The sequence below is a fragment of the Variovorax sp. GW821-FHT10D07 genome, assembly GCF_059415325.1.
Genome location: NZ_JBWKMZ010000024.1, coordinates 13,072 through 28,177, shown reverse-complemented (window position 1 = coordinate 28,177; position 15,106 = coordinate 13,072). Strand labels below are relative to the sequence as shown.

The following is a 15,106-nucleotide window of genomic DNA, read 5'->3' as shown; positions in this document are numbered from 1 at the left end:
AGCGCCGCGACGCGGCGCGAGAGAAGGGGGAGGGGAAAGCGAAACCGGCACGGACCGCCGAAGCGGGCCGTGCCGGAAAGGGCGTGGCGCTCAGCGCGCCGCCACGTACATCGTGATCTCGAAGCCGAAGCGGAAGTCGGTGGCTTGAGGGGTGGTCCAGGTCATGAAGTCTCCTTGAGGAATTCCATTCGCAGGCGAAGGTCGATGGACGCCTTCGGAAGCGGCGAAAGCGCGCTCCGCGGACAGCATACCCAGTTTGAGCAGGCCGCGCAGCGTGGTCGCGGCACCCGTCGTGGCGTGGGCGTGGTCCGACGGCGTAGCATCGGCCGCATGCTGGAGGCACTTGGTTCTACAGGCGATGGCACGGGCCGGCTCGACGTGGGCGAGGGCCATCGGCTGCACTGGGAGACCACCGGTGCCGTCGAGGGTCGCGCGGCGCTCGTGCTGCATGGCGGGCCGGGCTCGGGCGGTTCGCCCGCGCTCGCGCGCGGCTTCGATCCGGCGCGCTATCGCGTGGTCGCCTTCGACCAGCGCGGCGCGGGACGCAGCACGCCGCGCGGCGAGACGCGCCACAACCGCACCGAGCTGCTGATCGCCGACATCGAGGCGCTGCGGCGGCACCTGGGCATCGAGCGCTGGCTGGTGGTCGGCGGGTCGTGGGGCGCGACGCTGGCGCTGGCCTATGCGGCGCGTCATCCGGCGTCCGTCGATGGACTGCTGCTGCGCGGGCTGTTCGTGCCGAATGCCTCGGAGTTGCATTGGAGCTTCGAGGGGGCGCGCGCGAGCTATCCCGACGCATGGTCGCGGCTGGCCGGCGCGGTCTCGCTGGCCGAGGGCGCGCCGTTGCTGCCTGCGCTGTGCCGCGTGTTCGCGGACGACGACCTCGCGCCGCAAGCGCGCGCGACGCTCGCCTGGCTGGCCTGGGAGCACGCGCAGGGCGGACAGTCCGGCGCCGCGCCCGAGCCGCAAGGCGATGCGCTGCAACGCGCGATCGATCGCTACAAGGTGATGGCGCACTACCTCGCGCACCGCTGCTGGCTCGCGGACGGCGACGCGGTGGCGTGGGGCGCGCTCGACGCGCTGCGCGACCATCCGGTGCTGTTCCTGCACGGTGAGCTCGACCGGACTTGTCGCCCGGCCGCCGCTCGAGCCGTACAGCGCCTGCTGCCCGCGAGCCGCTTCGAGACCGTGCCCGGCGCGGGCCACGATCCCTTCCATCCCGCGATGGCGCAACGCATGGCGCGCGCGCTCGATGCCTTCGCCGCGCAAGGCCGCTTTGACCCGCCGCCTCAGAACGCCTCGGTCACCCCGTAGGCCCGCATCTGCGCCTCGACCTGCGCGACGTCCTGGCACAGCACCACGAGGTCGTGCGCGCGGCCCTCGCGGTCCTTCACGTGCTTGCTCAGCAGTGCCTCGGGCCGGAAGCCCAGCGCCTGGAACACCGCGATCGCGCCGCGCTGGTCCACGGTCATCTGCGCCACCACCTTCTCGTGGCCCTGTTCCATCGCGAGCGCGCAGCCTTCCTGCGCGAGCTGCTGGCCCAGGCCGCTGCCGCGCAGGGCAGGCTCGACCAGCACGCGCAGCTCGGCCACGTGGCGCGACCACGAATGCGGATCGCGGATCACCGCCGCGCAGCCCAGCACCTTGTCGTCGCGCACCGCGAGCACGCTGTCGATGTCGCCGCGCGCGATGGCCCGCACCCAGGCGTCTATCACCTTGGGCTGCGTGATGTCGCGCGGCAGGAACAGCAGGTCGTGCGTGGGCAGCGCCTGCGCGAAGGCCAGCACCGCGCCGGCATCGGCGGCGTCCATGCGGCGCAATGCGATCTCGCCGTCGGCATGCGGCAGCGTGCGCGGATAGAGCCGGGTCGAACCCGGGTTCGTCGAGGTGTCTGCGGCATTCGTCATGTGGATCGCACTCCCAGCCATTCGTCGAGCTTCGGCCACAGCCGGCGCACCGCGTTCGGTCCCGCGGCCAGGCTCACATGGCCGCCCTTGAGCACCACCTCCTCCTTGTCCGCCGATCCGATGCCCGCGATCAGCGGCGCGCCCGCCTCATAGGGAACGATGTGGTCGTGCTGCGCGAGCGCATGCAGCACCGGCACCTCGATGTCGGCGAGCCGCACCGGCCGTCCGCCGATCGAGAGTTCGCCTTTCAGCAGCTTGTTGTCCCACATCAGCTCCTTCACGGTCTGGCGGAAATACTCGCCCGCCAGCGGCAGCATCTCGGCGCCCCAGCGGTCGAACATGCGGTAGGACTTGACGAATTCGTCGTTCGCCATGTTGTCCCACAGCTGCACCAGGCCTGCGCCGCGGCCCGCGGGGCGCAGCATGTCGAAGGAGGCGAACAGCATCTCGGGCGGCACGTTGCCCACGCCGTCGACCAGCCGGTCGACGTCGAAGTAGCGCTTGTCGGACCAGGCATGGAACATGGTCATGCGGCTGAAGTCGATCGGCGTGGTGAACAGCGCGAGGTTCTTCAGCGGCCCGCCCGGATGCAGCGCCGCGTAGAGCGTGGAGAGCACGCCGCCCATGCAGTAGCCGACGATGCTCACGTCCTCCTCGCCCGAGCGCTGCTGCACGCGGCGGATCGAGTCGGGGATGAAGTCGAGCACGTAGTCCTCGATGCGCAGCCGCTTCTCCTGCGGCCGCGGCGCGTTCCAGTCCATCATGTAGACGTCGTAGCCCTGCCGCAGCAGGTGCTCGACCATGCTCTGGCCCGGCGCGAGGTCGAGGATGTAGCCCTTGTTGGTGGTGGCCATCACGATCAGCACCGGCACGCGGTAGATTTCGTCGACCATCGGCCGGTAGTGGTAGAGGCTCAGCGTGCCGCGGCGATGGATCTCGTCCTTGGGCGTGAGCCCGACGGCGGGCGTGGCGCTGGTCAGGAAATCCAGGCCCTTGATGTTGCGCTGGATGGTGCGCTCGATCTCGGCGCGCAGGTCGGGCAGCACCGGCAGTTCGGCGGCGGGCGTGCTCATGGGCGCGGGCGGCGGGTGCGGGCCGGGGACTTCGAGGCCTTGGCCGCTGCCTTCTTCGGGGATGCGGGTGCGGGTGGCGTGGCCGTCATCGAGGGCGGCTGCTTCGTGCGCTTCGGCGCCGATGACTGCGGCGCCGGCGTTGGCGCAGCACCGCCCTCCTCGAGCAGCCGCGAGATCCGCGCCAGGTGATCGTCGATGTGCTGCAACTGCTCCGAGAGCGCCTGCAGGTCGGCGCGCGTGGGCAGGTTGAGCATCGTGAGCAGCCGCGCCATCAGGTCGCCGAGCGCCTTCTGCGCGCCCAGCGAGGCGTTCATGCCGCCATGCATGCCCTGTCGAAAAGGATCGGAGGCCATGGCCTCGTTGGCGAACGCGTTGGTGCTCTTTTCCCATTGCGCGGTGAGCTCGCGCCAGATCGCCATGGGGTCGAGGGGAGAGGAGGACTGGGTCATGGCCGCACACCGAGGTTCGTCGTCGGAAGGCCGCGCCGTGCGCCGGCGCGGCGCCTGGGCCGCGCGCTACTTGCGCTGCAGCATCTTCGTGACCTCGTCGACGTTCGACTGGATGCGCTGGCGCACCACCTCGAAGGCATCGGCCTGCGACTTGGCCGCGAGGTTGGCGAGTTCCTTGATGTCGTCGACCGCGCGCTGGAACGACTGGCGGCCGAGCGCGTCGAGCTTGGCGAGGCTTTCCTTCGAGTCCTTGCCGGGGATGTCCTTGGCGGCGGCCTGCCAGTCGGTGATCGCGCTCTTGATCATCTCGGTCTGGCGCTGCACCACGGTCTGCAGGCCCTGGAACGACTTCTCGTTGGCCTGCATCAGCGCCTGCAGGTCCTTGCGGCCGCTGTCGAGCAGCTTGCTCGCGCCGTCGGTCATGTTGAGGTTCTGCAGCCGCTCGGCCATGCCCTTGAGCGGGTTGAGCATGTCGGCCGCGCTCGGGGCCGCTTTTCTCTCGGCGCTTCCGCTGCTGCTGCTGCTGGCAGTGGTCTTCTTGGCGGCGGCTTTCTTGGCAGTGGCCATGGTGCGGAATCTCCTGAGGACGTTGGACAAGATGGTGGCGGGACCGGCCGCGCACGCGCGTGGTCCGCCGCCACGATACGCCGCGACGACCCTGCCGCGGCGATCGCGGCCGCGGATTTGCCTGGGGGATTTCCCGAAGGGATGGTGTGCGCCACGGCACCGGCGCTCGCTGAAGCGCCGGTGGGTAGCGGCAACGGCTTACATCGGCGGCGTGAAGCCGTCGCGGCCGGCCACCACGCGCAGCGCGGTCGGCGTGCCGTTGCGCTCCTGCGCATTGACCAGCACCTTGGCGCCCGGCACCAGCAGCGCCTCGGTGCCGGCGCGGAAGGTCACGACCGGCACGTCGCGCGGCACGATCACGGTCTTCTCGCCGCCCTTGTAGGACAGGCGCAACTGCTGCCCGCCGCGCACCGAGCGCGGCGCGGCCGCGAGGTCGGCCACGGTGGCGTTGGTCATGGTGCTCTGCGGCTGCAGGTCCCACGGATAGTGGCCCTCGCCGGTGCCGCGCGCGGCCTCGGGGAACACCACCACCTCGAGCGCCTTCTGCGTGCCGTCGGCCTGCGGCATCGCGGCGGTGCCGATGAAGCTGCCCTTCTTGATGTCGGACAGCTTGATGCGATAGACCTCCGACAGCGGCATGTCCGCGGGCCGCGCGAGGCTCACGACCTCGCCGCCGCGGTCCTTGACGACGAGCTTGCTCGCATCGGCATAGACCAGCGTGCCGCGCACGCGCACCACGGGTTGCGCGGCCTGCGCCTGCTGCGCGAAGGACAGGCCCGGCAGAGTGGCGAGGCCGAGCAGGGCCGCCGTGCAGAGCGCGCGGCGCGCAGTGGGCGACGAGGGAAGGGAAAGGCGGGATGAACGCATCGGAGGGGCTTTCGCGGAAAAGGAATGCAGGCAGCGTTGTACGCCTCGACTCTGAGCCCTGCATGACGCGGGGTGTTGGCGCGCCCTCGCGTTCCGTGATGTGGGAAGCCCCGGCCGTTGGCGCCCGTGTCCGGCACGTCTACAATCCGCCGCTTCCGAGGAGCGTTGCAGCGCCGCCAGGCGTGAGGCTCGGACCCATCGCAACCACGCTCATCCGCTGTTCTCGCGGTGAGTCTTTTTCCCCCGACGCAGTGGCCTCGTTCAAACACAGTTCTGGAGTTCACTTCACATGAGCGCTGTTCTCAAGCCCACCCCTGTTTCGTCCGCCGACCAGGCGATCGCCGACCTTTCGCTCGCCGCCTGGGGCCGCAAGGAAATCCGCATCGCGGAAACCGAGATGCCCGGCCTGATGGCCATCCGCGAGGAATTCGCCAAGAGCCAGCCGCTCAAGGGCGCGCGCATCACCGGCTCGCTGCACATGACGATCCAGACCGCGGTGCTGATCGAGACGCTGCAGGCCCTCGGCGCGCAGGTGCGCTGGGCCTCGTGCAACATCTTCTCGACGCAGGACCACGCGGCCGCCGCGATCGCCGCGTCGGGCACGCCGGTGTTCGCGATCAAGGGCGAGTCGCTCAAGGACTACTGGGACTACACCCATGCCATCTTCGACTTCGGTCCCAAGGACTCGAAGGGCGAAGGCCCGAACATGATCCTCGACGACGGCGGCGATGCCACGCTGCTGATGCACCTGGGCCAGCGCGCCGAGAAGGACCTGGGCGTGATCGCCAACCCGGGCAGCGAGGAAGAGCGCATCCTCTTCGCCGCGATCAAGGCCAAGCTGGCTGTCGATGCCACCTGGTACACGCGCAAGTCGGCCGAGATCATCGGCGTGACCGAGGAAACCACCACCGGCGTGCACCGCCTCAACGAGATGAGCGCCAAGGGCACGCTGCTGTTCCGCGCCATCAACGTCAACGACTCGGTCACCAAGAGCAAGTTCGACAACCTCTACGGCTGCCGCGAATCGCTGGTCGACGGCATCAAGCGCGCGACCGACGTGATGATCGCCGGCAAGGTGGCCTGCGTGGCCGGCTACGGCGACGTGGGCAAGGGCTCGGCCCAGGCGCTGCGCGCGCTGTCGGCGCAGGTGTGGGTCACCGAGATCGACCCGATCAACGCGCTGCAGGCCGCGATGGAAGGCTACAAGGTCGTGACGATGGAATACGCGGCCGACAAGGCCGACATCTTCGTGACCACCACCGGCAACAAGGACGTCATCACGCACGACACGATGGCGAAGATGAAGGACCAGGCCATCGTCTGCAACATCGGCCATTTCGACAACGAGATCGACGTCGCGTCGATCGAGAAGTACGAATGGGAAGAGATCAAGCCGCAGGTCGACCACATCACCTTCCCCGACGGCAAGAAGATCATCCTGCTGGCCAAGGGCCGCCTGGTGAACCTGGGCTGCGGCACGGGTCATCCGAGCTTCGTGATGTCGTCGTCGTTCGCGAACCAGACCATCGCCCAGATCGAGCTGTTCACCAAGCCCGACGCCTACCAGGCCGGCAAGGTCTACGTGCTGCCCAAGCACCTCGACGAGAAGGTCGCGCGCCTGCACCTGAAGAAGGTCGGCGCCATGCTCACCGAGCTGACCGACGCCCAGGCCGCCTACATCGGCGTGAGCAAGAACGGCCCCTACAAGCCGGACAGCTACCGCTACTGATCGCCGCGCATGCGAGCCGACCAGTTGCTGGTGGAACGCGGCCTCGCCGCCTCGCGCTCGCAGGCCGTGCGGCTCATCGCCGGCGGCATGCGCTGGCGCGATGCGGGCTCGACCGATGCGTGGCGTTCGGTCGTGAAGAACCGCGACGAGGTGCCCGAGTCGGCCGAGCTCGAGCTCGACGACGCGGCCGAGGCGCGCTATGTCTCGCGCGGCGGGCTCAAGCTCGAAGGCGCGCTCGAGGCCAGCGGCGTCGATGCCGCCGGCAAGCTGTGCCTCGACGTGGGCCAGTCGACCGGCGGTTTCACCGACTGCCTGCTGCAGCGCGGCGCCGCCCGGGTGGTGGGCGTCGACGTCGGCCACGGGCAGCTGCATGCGAAGCTGCGCGAGGACGCGCGCGTGCTCGCCATCGAAGGCGTCAATGCGCGCGCGCTTTCGGCCGACGACCTGCAGGAAGAGGGCGAGGAGCCTTTCGACGAACGCTTCGACCTGATCGTCGGCGACCTGTCGTTCATCTCGCTCACGCTGGTGTTGCCGGCGGTGGTGCAGTTCCTCGCGGACGACGGCCAGCTGCTGATGCTGGTCAAGCCGCAGTTCGAGCTGCAGCCGGGCCAGGTCGGCAAGGGCGGCATCGTGCGCGACGCGGCGATGTACGAGATCGTCGAGAAGCGCCTGCGCGATGCCTGCGCCGCGCTCGAGCTGCGCGTGCTGCGCTGGTTCGACAGCCCGATCGCCGGCGGCGACGGCAACCGCGAGTTTTTCATTCACGCCGTGCGCGCAACGGGCGCGGGCGGTTCCTAGGAGACGCAGGTGCGCCTTCCGCTGAGTTTCGAATTCTTCCCGACCAAGACGCCCGAAGGCGCGGTCAAGCTGCGCGCGGCGCGCCAGCAGCTCTATGCGCGCAAGCCCGAGTTCTGCTCGGTCACCTACGGCGCGGGCGGCTCCACCCACCAGGGCACCTTCGGCGCGGTGCAGGAGATCCTGTCCGAGGGCGTGGACGCGGCCAGCCATTTCTCGTGCATCGGCGCCACGCGCGAGACGGTGCGCGCGCAGCTCGCCGAGCTCAAGGCCATGGGCGTGAAGCGCCTGGTCGCGCTGCGCGGCGACCTGCCCAGCGGCTACGGCGCCGGCGGCGAGTTCCAGTACGCGAGCGACCTCGTGGCCTTCATTCGCGCGGAGACCGGCCGCGACTTCCACATCGAGGTGGCCTGCTATCCCGAGGTGCATCCGCAGGCGCGTTCGCCCGAGGCCGACCTGCAGGCCTTCGCGGCCAAGGTGAAGGCCGGCGCCGATTCGGCGATCACGCAGTACTTCTTCAGCGCCGACGCCTACTTCCGCTTCGTCGACGAGGCGCACGCGCTCGGCATCGACACGCCGATCGTGCCCGGCATCATGCCGATCACCAGTTCGACGCAGCTGATGCGCTTCTCGGACGCCTGCGGCGCCGAGATCCCGCGCTGGATCCGGCTGCGGCTGCAGGCCTTCGGCGACGACACGGCCTCGATCAAGGCCTTCGGCCTCGATGTCGTGACCGACCTCTGCGCGCGGCTGCGCGAGGGCGGCGTGCCGGCGCTGCACTTCTACACGATGAACCAGTCGGCGGCCACGCTGGCTGTATTGGAGCGCCTGGATTGAGAGGGGCGGCGCGGGCGCCAGGCTCGCTGCGCGGGGCGCTTCGCGCCGCGCTCGTGGCCTGTACCTGCGCGCTCGCGGGTTGCGCCATGCCGCCGGCCACCGAGGGCGGCGCGGCGTCGGACACCGTGGCGCAGGAGAGCCTGTCGCCGATCCCGCGCCAGATGACCGTGCCGCCCGGCGCCGAGCCGCGTTCGAACGTGCCCTCGGTGCGCTACGACCTCGCGGTGACCGGGCCCGATGAACTGCCCGCCGACGGCCTGCCGGGCGACGAACCGCGCGGCGAGATCTTCGAGCGCGGCGGCGCCTCGTGGTACGGCATCCAGTTCCATCAGCGCCGCACCGCCAGCGGCGAGCGCTTCGACATGGGCGCCCTGACCGCCGCGCACAAGACCCTGCCCTTCAACACCCGCGTGTGCGTGCGCAGCCTCGTCAATGGCAAGGAAGTGCTGGTGCGCGTGAACGACCGCGGCCCCTACACGCAGGGCCGCGTGATCGACCTGAGCCGCGCCGCGGCCGACCGCATCGGGCTCGCGAGCCTGGGCATCAAGCAGGTGGCGCTGACCGTCATCGACCGCGAAGGCATGCGCTGCGACGGCGAGCTGGCGCAGCCGGGCGAGACCGACACGCCCTCGCTCGACGTGGCGCCGGTCCGGCCGCAGGCCCAGCCCGCGGCGGCCCGCAAGGCGCCGGCGCGCCGCGCGCCGGCACGGCGGCGCTGAACGGCCGCCGCGCGGATCAGCCCGCGGCTTCGACCGTGAAGCCCGCGTTGCGGTCCTGTCCCAGCTTCTGCACCAGTTGCGGCAGCGCGGCCTCGAGCAGCGGCTTGAGCGTATAGGGCGGGTTGATCAGGAACATGCCGCTGGCCGGCAGGCCCGGGCGGCGGGTTTCGCCGCTGGGCGCGGTCGTGATCTTGCTCGACTTGACCGTCAGCGTGACGTTGAGCGAGGACTTGCCGGCCTTGGTGGCCAGCGTCTTGAGGCGGCGCGGCAGGTCGTGCGCCTCGGGCCGCGGAATGATCGGATACCAGACCGCGTAGGTGCCGGTGGCAAAGCGCTTGAGCGCCTCGGCCGCGAAATCGAGCACCCGGCCGTAGTCGGTCTTGAGCTCGTAGCTCGGGTCCATCAGCACCAGCGCGCGCCGCGAGGGCGGCGGCAGGAACTTGGTGGCGCTGCCGAAGCCGTCCTCGTGCAGCACCGCGATCTGGCGTCCGGCCTCGAGCTGAGCGATGTTGGCCGTGAGCGTGCGGCTGTCGGTGGGATGCAGTTCGAACAGCTTGAGCCGGTCGTGGTCGCGCAGCAGGTGCTGCACGATGAACGGCGAGCCCGGGTAGACGCGGGCGCCGCCCTTGGCATTGAAGTCGTGGATCACCTCGAGGTAGCGCGCGAGCGCATCGGCCAGCGGGGCCTCGGCTTCCTTGGCCGCTTTCTTGGCGGCGGCCGTCGTCGCGGGGGCGGGCGCCGGGGCCGGCGCGGCCTTGGGGTCGGCGACCAGGCGCAGCACGCCCTCGGCGGCCTCGCCGCTGGTGCCCGCGTAGTCGCCATCGAGCCGGTACAGGCCCGCGCCCGCGTGCGTGTCGACCACCGTCAGGGCGGTCTCCTTTTCGAGCATGTGATCGAGCGTGGCGATCAGCACCATGTGCTTGAGCACGTCGGCGTGATTGCCGGCATGGAAGGCGTGGCGGTAGCTGAACATGAGAAAAAATACCTAAAAGGTGGAGGCATGCGGCCGGCGGCATCGCTAGACTCGCGCGCCGGAAACATTAATTAACAAGAGGGGCGCAAATGCGTGGAGCAGGGTGGAGATTCTGGGGCCTGTGCGTGGGGGCGGGCGTGCTGTCTATTTTGACGGGGTGCGCATCGGTGACGCACGGCACCCAGCAGAGCGTGAAGATCGAGACGCTGACGGAGGCCGGAAAGACCGTCGAGGGCGCCAAATGCACGCTCACGAACGACCGCAACGGCATCGTGATGCGCTCGGGGGAGAGCGTCTCGGTGCGCCGTTCGGGCGCGCTGCTGAACATCGAATGCACGCAGCCCGGCCTGGCGCCGGCCACGGGGCAGGCGATTTCGCGCGTCAACACCGGCATGGTCGGCAACATCCTGATCGGCGGCGTGCTGGGCGCGGCCATCGATTCGGGCACCGGCGCCGGCTTCAACTACCCGAGCTGGATGCAGCTGGTGTTCGGCGAGGTGCGCAGCTTCGACCGCAGCGGCCAGACCGGCGATCAGGCGCTGGCGGGCGTTCGCATCGGCGAGACCCGGCTGGCGGCGCCCTCCGTCGTGCCGCCGCCGCCCACGGCCATCGCGGTGACGCCGCCGCCCCAGGTCGCGCCCACGCCCGCACCCGCGCCGACGCCGCCGGTGGCCGAGGAGAAGCCCGCCGCCCCGCCGGTGGTGGCCTCGGCCGTGCCGCCACCGGCCGCATCCGCTGCCCCCGTCGTGCCCCAGCCGGCGCCGCGCGCCGCCGCATCCGGCGCGCGTGTCTCGATGGAAGACCTCGGCGCGCTGCTTCCCGCCAAGCCATGAGGACTCGCGTTCTCTGCCTGGCGGCGCTGCTGGTCGCCGGCCCCGCCGCGGCGCTCGAGCCCGATGCGCTGTTCGCCAAGGTGTCGGGCAGCGTCTGGGCCGTCCGCACCTTCGACGCCCAGGCCCGGCCGCTCAGCGCCGGCAGCGCGGTCGTGATCGCGCCCGGCCGGCTGGTGACCAACTGCCATGTGCTGGCGAAGGCCAGCAGCTTCGTCGTGCGCCAGGAGAACGTGGCCTACGGCGCCACCCTCGAGTACCCCGATCCGCAGCGCGACCTGTGCCAGGTCAAGGTGGCGAACTTCACGGCGCCGCCGGTGGCGCTGGCGCCTGCGGGCAGCGCGCGCGTGGGCCAGCGCGTCTATGCCATCGGCAATCCGCGCGGCCTCGAGAACACCCTCAGCGACGGCATCCTGTCGGGCCTGCGCGGCGACGAGGGCGAGCGCCTGCTGCAGACCACCGCGGCCATCGCGCCCGGCTCGAGCGGCGGCGGGCTGTTCGACAGCGAAGGCCGGCTGCTGGGCATCACGACCTTCGCCGCCAAGGACGGCGGCAGCCTGAATTTCGCGGTGCCCGCGGAATGGCTGGCCGAACTGCCGGCGCGCGCGAAGACCGCGCTGGAAGCACGCGCTGGCGGCGCCGACGGCAACGGCCGCGGCGCGCCCGCGGCGGGCCGTCCGGGGGCGCCCCGGCTCGGCGAAGTGTTCGAATACGTGCTGATCGATGGCCTCACGGGCGTGCGGACGCCCGTGCGCTATCGGGTCGACCGGATCGAGGGCGAGAACGTCTATTACAACCAGGGCGGACGGGTCGAGAAGGCCGATGGCCAGCTGGTGTCGATGACCTCGCCGGCCGGCGGGCTGTTCGACGCGGCCTCGCCGCCCGGCGGCTGGATTCGGCCCGCGATGACGCCGGGCATGCGCTGGCGCAGCGAGTACACCTCGTCCTCCAGCGGGGAGAAGGCGCGCTACGCGCTCGATGCCACGGTGATCGGCACGAGCCGCCTGACCGTCGATGGCGAGGCGCTGAGCGTGCAGCAGATCGCCTTCGAGGGCTGGATGTTCGCGCTCGTGGGCACCGGGCCCGCGCAGGCGCTGCCCTTCAAGGCGACGGCCTACTACGCGCCCGACCTGGGCCGGGTGGTCCGTTTCGAGGCCGAATACCGCCGCGTCTACCTCGGCATGACGCGCGAGACGCTGGAGCTGGTGCGGGTCTGGCGCTGAGCCCGGAGCGGGCATTCGAGGGGCTCGAGGGAGCGGCCAGCCGGAAAATTGCCCGCCAACCCCGATTCTTCGTATAATCGCGGGCTTCGCAGCGTTTTTGTGGCCCCGCGGCGAAGTACTTCCACCACCTAAGAGATTCCCAACAGAGGAAAACCGACCGTGGAAAAGGGCCCGCCAAACCCTCTTTTGAAAAGAGAAATCTCATGACCACGTTCAGCGCAAAACCCGCTGACGTGAAGCACGAGTGGTTTGTGATTGACGCGACCGACAAGGTCCTCGGACGGGTAGCCAGCGAAGTTGCCCTCCGTCTGCGCGGCAAGCACAAGGCCATTTATACGCCTCACGTCGATACCGGTGACTTCATCGTCATCATCAATGCAGCACAGCTGCGCGTCACCGGCGCCAAGTCCATCGACAAGGTGTACTACCGTCACTCGGGTTACCCGGGCGGCATCACGGCGACGAACTTCCGCGACATGCAGTCGAAGCACCCCGGCCGCGCGCTGGAGAAGGCCGTCAAGGGCATGCTGCCCAAGGGCCCGCTCGGCTACGCCATGATCAAGAAACTCAAGGTGTACGGTGGTGCAGAGCATCCGCACACCGCCCAACAGCCCAAAGTGCTGGAACTGTAAGGAGCCTTGAGAATGATTGGTGAATGGAACAACGGCACCGGCCGTCGCAAATCCAGCGTCGCTCGCGTGTTCCTGAAGAAGGGCACCGGCAAGATCACGGTCAACGGCAAGGACATCCAAGCGTTCTTCGGCCGCGAGACCTCGATCATGATCGCCAAGCAACCGCTGGCGCTGACGAACAACCTCGAAGCCTTCGACGTCATGGTGAACGTGCACGGCGGTGGCGAATCGGGTCAGGCCGGCGCAACCCGCCACGGCATCACCCGCGCGCTGATCGACTACGACGCGAGCCTCAAGCCGGTGCTGAGCCAGGCCGGCTTCGTCACCCGCGACGCGCGTGAAGTCGAACGTAAGAAGGTCGGTCTGCACTCCGCACGCCGCCGCAAGCAGTTCTCGAAGCGCTGATCTCCAGCCTTCGGCCTGCCGAGAAAACCGCCTTCGGGCGGTTTTTTCATGGGCATCGCGGCTCGAGCCGGCCTTGCCCTCGTGTGGTTGCGACCCCACTTGCATTGGGTGCACCGCCTGCAGCCCCGGCTCCAAAGCCCGCATTGCAGTAGCATTCCCTCCCTTGGCCGCATGTTCCGGCCCCTCTCCAGGAGTTTCCCCTCATGAGCGCCCTTGCCGAAAACATCCAGACCCAGATGCCCGAACCGATCGTCTTCACCGACAGCGCGGCCGCCAAGGTGGCCGACCTGATCGCCGAAGAAGGCAATCCCGACCTCAAGTTGCGCGTGTTCGTCCAGGGTGGCGGCTGCTCGGGCTTCCAGTACGGCTTCACCTTCGACGAGATCACCAACGAAGACGACACGACCATGACCAAGAACGGCGTGTCGCTGCTGATCGATGCCATGAGCTACCAGTACCTGGTCGGCGCCGAGATCGACTACAAGGAAGACCTGCAGGGCGCCCAGTTCGTGATCAAGAACCCGAACGCCACCAGCACCTGCGGTTGCGGCTCCAGCTTCTCGGCCTGATCCGACCGATGGTGCCTGCCCGCAGCGCACCATCCCCCCACCAAGCCGCCTCCGGGCGGCTTTTTGCTTTGTGTCTTCCTCCCCGCCCATGCCGCCCGACACCGCCGTAGCCAACACCGCCGTCGCCCCCGCCCGCAAGAGCCTGCTGTGGCTCGTGGCGGTGGGCTTCTTCATGCAGACGCTGGACGCCACCATCATCAACACGGCGCTGCCGGCGATGGCGGCCAGCCTCGGCGAGAGCCCGCTGCGCATGCAGTCGGTGGTGGTGGCCTATGCGCTGACGATGGCGATGCTGATCCCGGCCTCGGGCTGGATCGCCGACCGCTTCGGCACCCGGCGCGTGTTCTTCGCGGCCATCGTGCTGTTCGCGCTGGGCTCGGTGCTGTGCGCGCTTTCGCACGGGCTGGGCCAGTTGGTGGCCGCGCGCGTGGTGCAGGGGCTCGGCGGCGCGCTGCTGCTGCCGGTGGGGCGGCTGGCGCTGCTGCGCACCGTGCCGCGCGGCGAGTTCCTGCAGGCGATGAGCTTCGTGGCCATTCCCGGCCTGATCGGCCCGCTGCTCGGGCCCACGCTGGGCGGCTGGCTGGTGCAGTACGCCTCGTGGCACTGGATCTTCCTGATCAACGTGCCGGTGGGCCTGGCCGGCTGCATCGCCACCCTGCGCTTCATGCCCGACCTGCGCGGTGCCGCGCTGCGGCGCTTCGATGGCGTGGGCTACGGCCTGCTGGCCTTCGGCATGGTGGCGATCTCGCTCTCGCTCGACGGCGTGGCCGAGCTCGGCCTGCGCCAGGGCGGCGTGATGGTGGTGCTGGTGTTCGGCTTTGCGAGCGTGGCGGCCTACTGGCTGCGCGCGGCGCGCACGCCCGAGCCGCTGTTCGCGCCCTCGCTGTTCAAGGTGCCGACCCTGAGCATCGGCCTGCTCGGCAACCTGTTCTCGCGCCTGGGCAGCAGCTGCATGCCTTTCCTGGTGCCACTGCTGCTGCAGGTGTCGATGGGCTATTCGCCGGTGCGCGCGGGGCTGATGATGCTGCCGGTGGCACTGGCCGGCATGGCGATGAAGCGCTTCGCCACCTCGCTGATCACGCGCCACGGCTACCGCCAGGTGCTGGTGGTCAACACGGTGCTGGTGGGGCTCGCGATGGCCAGTTTCGGCCTCACGGCGCCGGGCCAGCCCGTCGCGCTGCACGTGCTGCAGCTGCTGTTCTTCGGCGCGGTCAATTCGCTGCAGTTCACGGCGATGAACACCATCACCCTCAAGGACCTCGACGGCAGCATGGCCAGCAGCGGCAACAGCCTGCTGTCGATGGTGCAGATGCTCGCGATGAGCATGGGCGTGGCCGCCGCGGGCGCGGTGCTGGCGGGCTACAACGGCATCTTCGGCACCGACACCGCGGTGCGCACGCTCGATGCCTTTCAGGCCACCTTCGCCAGCATGGGCCTGATCACGGTGGCTTCGGCGCTCATCTTCTGGCATCTGCCGGCGGAAGTGCGGGCGCCGCGGCCCGCGCAGCCCGAGGTCTCGGGCCAGGGCTGA

At 69.6% G+C, this 15,106-nt stretch carries 18 protein-coding genes and 1 riboswitch; of the genes, 11 read left to right on the top strand and 7 right to left on the bottom strand.

Annotated elements, in window-relative coordinates:
* Positions 1-90: 90 nt before the first annotated feature.
* A complete protein-coding gene (gene pqqA / locus AC07PU_RS39630; RefSeq protein ID WP_172705269.1) occupies positions 91-165 on the bottom strand; it encodes a pyrroloquinoline quinone precursor peptide PqqA in 75 nt (24 codons plus the stop codon).
* A gap of 165 nt (positions 166-330) precedes the next feature.
* Here pqqA and AC07PU_RS39625 point away from each other — a divergent pair, with 165 nt between their 5' ends.
* Complete coding sequence (locus tag AC07PU_RS39625) at positions 331-1,314, top strand: alpha/beta fold hydrolase (RefSeq protein WP_495323337.1); 984 nt, start codon at positions 331-333, stop codon at positions 1,312-1,314.
* On the opposite strand, the gene AC07PU_RS39620 is transcribed toward AC07PU_RS39625, so the two are convergent.
* From AC07PU_RS39620 to AC07PU_RS39600, 5 genes are all read right to left on the bottom strand, one after another.
* Complete coding sequence (locus AC07PU_RS39620; protein WP_495323336.1) at positions 1,290-1,907, bottom strand: GNAT family N-acetyltransferase; 618 nt, start codon at positions 1,905-1,907, stop codon at positions 1,290-1,292. The genes AC07PU_RS39625 and AC07PU_RS39620 overlap by 25 nt on opposite strands.
* A complete protein-coding gene (locus tag AC07PU_RS39615) occupies positions 1,904-2,980 on the bottom strand; it encodes an alpha/beta fold hydrolase (protein ID WP_495323335.1) in 1,077 nt (358 codons plus the stop codon). The genes AC07PU_RS39620 and AC07PU_RS39615 overlap by 4 nt, the downstream gene beginning before the upstream one ends.
* Positions 2,977-3,429, bottom strand: a complete 453-nt coding sequence (locus AC07PU_RS39610) for a hypothetical protein (RefSeq protein WP_495323334.1) — start codon at positions 3,427-3,429, stop codon at positions 2,977-2,979. The genes AC07PU_RS39615 and AC07PU_RS39610 overlap by 4 nt, the downstream gene beginning before the upstream one ends.
* A 66-nt stretch (positions 3,430-3,495) precedes the next feature.
* Entirely contained in the window at positions 3,496-3,996 is a 501-nt protein-coding gene (gene phaP, locus AC07PU_RS39605) for a TIGR01841 family phasin (protein ID WP_495323333.1), read from the bottom strand.
* 198 nt (positions 3,997-4,194) lie between these two features.
* Positions 4,195-4,863 (bottom strand): hypothetical protein, encoded by a 669-nt coding sequence (locus AC07PU_RS39600; RefSeq protein ID WP_296781134.1) that lies wholly within the window; start codon positions 4,861-4,863, stop codon positions 4,195-4,197.
* A gap of 151 nt (positions 4,864-5,014) precedes the next feature.
* Positions 5,015-5,082: riboswitch (S-adenosyl-L-homocysteine riboswitch) on the top strand.
* A gap of 70 nt (positions 5,083-5,152) precedes the next feature.
* Between AC07PU_RS39600 and ahcY the strand changes: the two genes are divergently transcribed.
* The 4 genes from ahcY to AC07PU_RS39580 all read left to right on the top strand — a co-directional run bounded on the left by ahcY (position 5,153) and on the right by AC07PU_RS39580 (position 8,943).
* Positions 5,153-6,592: an adenosylhomocysteinase gene (ahcY, locus tag AC07PU_RS39595; RefSeq protein WP_093348078.1), complete on the top strand. Its 1,440-nt coding sequence runs from the start codon at positions 5,153-5,155 to the stop codon at positions 6,590-6,592.
* A gap of 9 nt (positions 6,593-6,601) precedes the next feature.
* Positions 6,602-7,390: a TlyA family RNA methyltransferase gene (locus AC07PU_RS39590; protein WP_093348076.1), complete on the top strand. Its 789-nt coding sequence runs from the start codon at positions 6,602-6,604 to the stop codon at positions 7,388-7,390.
* 9 nt (positions 7,391-7,399) lie between these two features.
* On the top strand, positions 7,400-8,224 hold the full coding sequence (metF, locus tag AC07PU_RS39585; RefSeq protein ID WP_495323332.1) for a methylenetetrahydrofolate reductase [NAD(P)H]: 825 nt from the start codon (positions 7,400-7,402) through the stop codon (positions 8,222-8,224).
* 86 nt (positions 8,225-8,310) lie between these two features.
* The gene (locus AC07PU_RS39580) at positions 8,311-8,943 is read left to right on the top strand and encodes a septal ring lytic transglycosylase RlpA family protein (RefSeq protein WP_093348399.1); all 633 of its coding nucleotides are present in this window, start codon (positions 8,311-8,313) and stop codon (positions 8,941-8,943) included.
* Positions 8,944-8,959: 16 nt separating this feature from the next.
* Here AC07PU_RS39580 and AC07PU_RS39575 read toward each other — a convergent pair whose 3' ends face one another.
* Entirely contained in the window at positions 8,960-9,916 is a 957-nt protein-coding gene (locus tag AC07PU_RS39575) for a 23S rRNA (adenine(2030)-N(6))-methyltransferase RlmJ (protein ID WP_093348071.1), read from the bottom strand.
* A gap of 167 nt (positions 9,917-10,083) precedes the next feature.
* On the opposite strand from AC07PU_RS39575, the gene AC07PU_RS39570 reads away from it, so the two are divergent.
* The 6 genes from AC07PU_RS39570 to mdtD all read left to right on the top strand — a co-directional run bounded on the left by AC07PU_RS39570 (position 10,084) and on the right by mdtD (position 15,106).
* Positions 10,084-10,749, top strand: coding sequence for a hypothetical protein (locus AC07PU_RS39570; protein ID WP_495323331.1), 666 nt, complete (start codon positions 10,084-10,086; stop codon positions 10,747-10,749).
* Positions 10,746-11,969: a S1C family serine protease gene (locus tag AC07PU_RS39565; RefSeq protein ID WP_495323330.1), complete on the top strand. Its 1,224-nt coding sequence runs from the start codon at positions 10,746-10,748 to the stop codon at positions 11,967-11,969. Before AC07PU_RS39570 ends, AC07PU_RS39565 begins: the two co-directional genes overlap by 4 nt.
* Positions 11,970-12,172: 203 nt before the next feature.
* Positions 12,173-12,601: a 50S ribosomal protein L13 gene (rplM, locus tag AC07PU_RS39560; RefSeq protein ID WP_057590758.1), complete on the top strand. Its 429-nt coding sequence runs from the start codon at positions 12,173-12,175 to the stop codon at positions 12,599-12,601.
* 12 nt (positions 12,602-12,613) lie between these two features.
* On the top strand, positions 12,614-13,006 hold the full coding sequence (rpsI, locus tag AC07PU_RS39555; RefSeq protein ID WP_093348063.1) for a 30S ribosomal protein S9: 393 nt from the start codon (positions 12,614-12,616) through the stop codon (positions 13,004-13,006).
* A 203-nt stretch (positions 13,007-13,209) separates the two neighbouring features.
* On the top strand, positions 13,210-13,575 hold the full coding sequence (gene erpA, locus AC07PU_RS39550; RefSeq protein ID WP_093348061.1) for an iron-sulfur cluster insertion protein ErpA: 366 nt from the start codon (positions 13,210-13,212) through the stop codon (positions 13,573-13,575).
* A gap of 88 nt (positions 13,576-13,663) precedes the next feature.
* Complete coding sequence (gene mdtD / locus AC07PU_RS39545) at positions 13,664-15,106, top strand: multidrug transporter subunit MdtD (RefSeq protein ID WP_093348058.1); 1,443 nt, start codon at positions 13,664-13,666, stop codon at positions 15,104-15,106.

Bases quoted from the DNA above. Each gene is read 5' to 3' on its own strand.
- phaP (WP_495323333.1), bottom strand. From the start codon at position 3,996: ATGGCCACTGCCAAGAAAGCCGCCGCCAAGAAGACCACTGCCAGCAGC.
- ahcY (WP_093348078.1), top strand. From the start codon at position 5,153: ATGAGCGCTGTTCTCAAGCCCACCCCTGTTTCGTCCGCCGACCAGGCG.
- AC07PU_RS39590 (WP_093348076.1), top strand. From the start codon at position 6,602: ATGCGAGCCGACCAGTTGCTGGTGGAACGCGGCCTCGCCGCCTCGCGC.
- mdtD (WP_093348058.1), top strand. From the start codon at position 13,664: ATGCCGCCCGACACCGCCGTAGCCAACACCGCCGTCGCCCCCGCCCGC.
- erpA (WP_093348061.1), top strand. From the start codon at position 13,210: ATGAGCGCCCTTGCCGAAAACATCCAGACCCAGATGCCCGAACCGATC.
- AC07PU_RS39620 (WP_495323336.1), bottom strand. From the start codon at position 1,907: ATGACGAATGCCGCAGACACCTCGACGAACCCGGGTTCGACCCGGCTC.
- AC07PU_RS39565 (WP_495323330.1), top strand. From the start codon at position 10,746: ATGAGGACTCGCGTTCTCTGCCTGGCGGCGCTGCTGGTCGCCGGCCCC.
- AC07PU_RS39575 (WP_093348071.1), bottom strand. From the start codon at position 9,916: ATGTTCAGCTACCGCCACGCCTTCCATGCCGGCAATCACGCCGACGTG.
- AC07PU_RS39600 (WP_296781134.1), bottom strand. From the start codon at position 4,863: ATGCGTTCATCCCGCCTTTCCCTTCCCTCGTCGCCCACTGCGCGCCGC.
- AC07PU_RS39610 (WP_495323334.1), bottom strand. From the start codon at position 3,429: ATGACCCAGTCCTCCTCTCCCCTCGACCCCATGGCGATCTGGCGCGAG.
- AC07PU_RS39625 (WP_495323337.1), top strand. From the start codon at position 331: ATGCTGGAGGCACTTGGTTCTACAGGCGATGGCACGGGCCGGCTCGAC.
- AC07PU_RS39615 (WP_495323335.1), bottom strand. From the start codon at position 2,980: ATGAGCACGCCCGCCGCCGAACTGCCGGTGCTGCCCGACCTGCGCGCC.
- AC07PU_RS39580 (WP_093348399.1), top strand. From the start codon at position 8,311: ATGCCGCCGGCCACCGAGGGCGGCGCGGCGTCGGACACCGTGGCGCAG.
- rplM (WP_057590758.1), top strand. From the start codon at position 12,173: ATGACCACGTTCAGCGCAAAACCCGCTGACGTGAAGCACGAGTGGTTT.
- rpsI (WP_093348063.1), top strand. From the start codon at position 12,614: ATGATTGGTGAATGGAACAACGGCACCGGCCGTCGCAAATCCAGCGTC.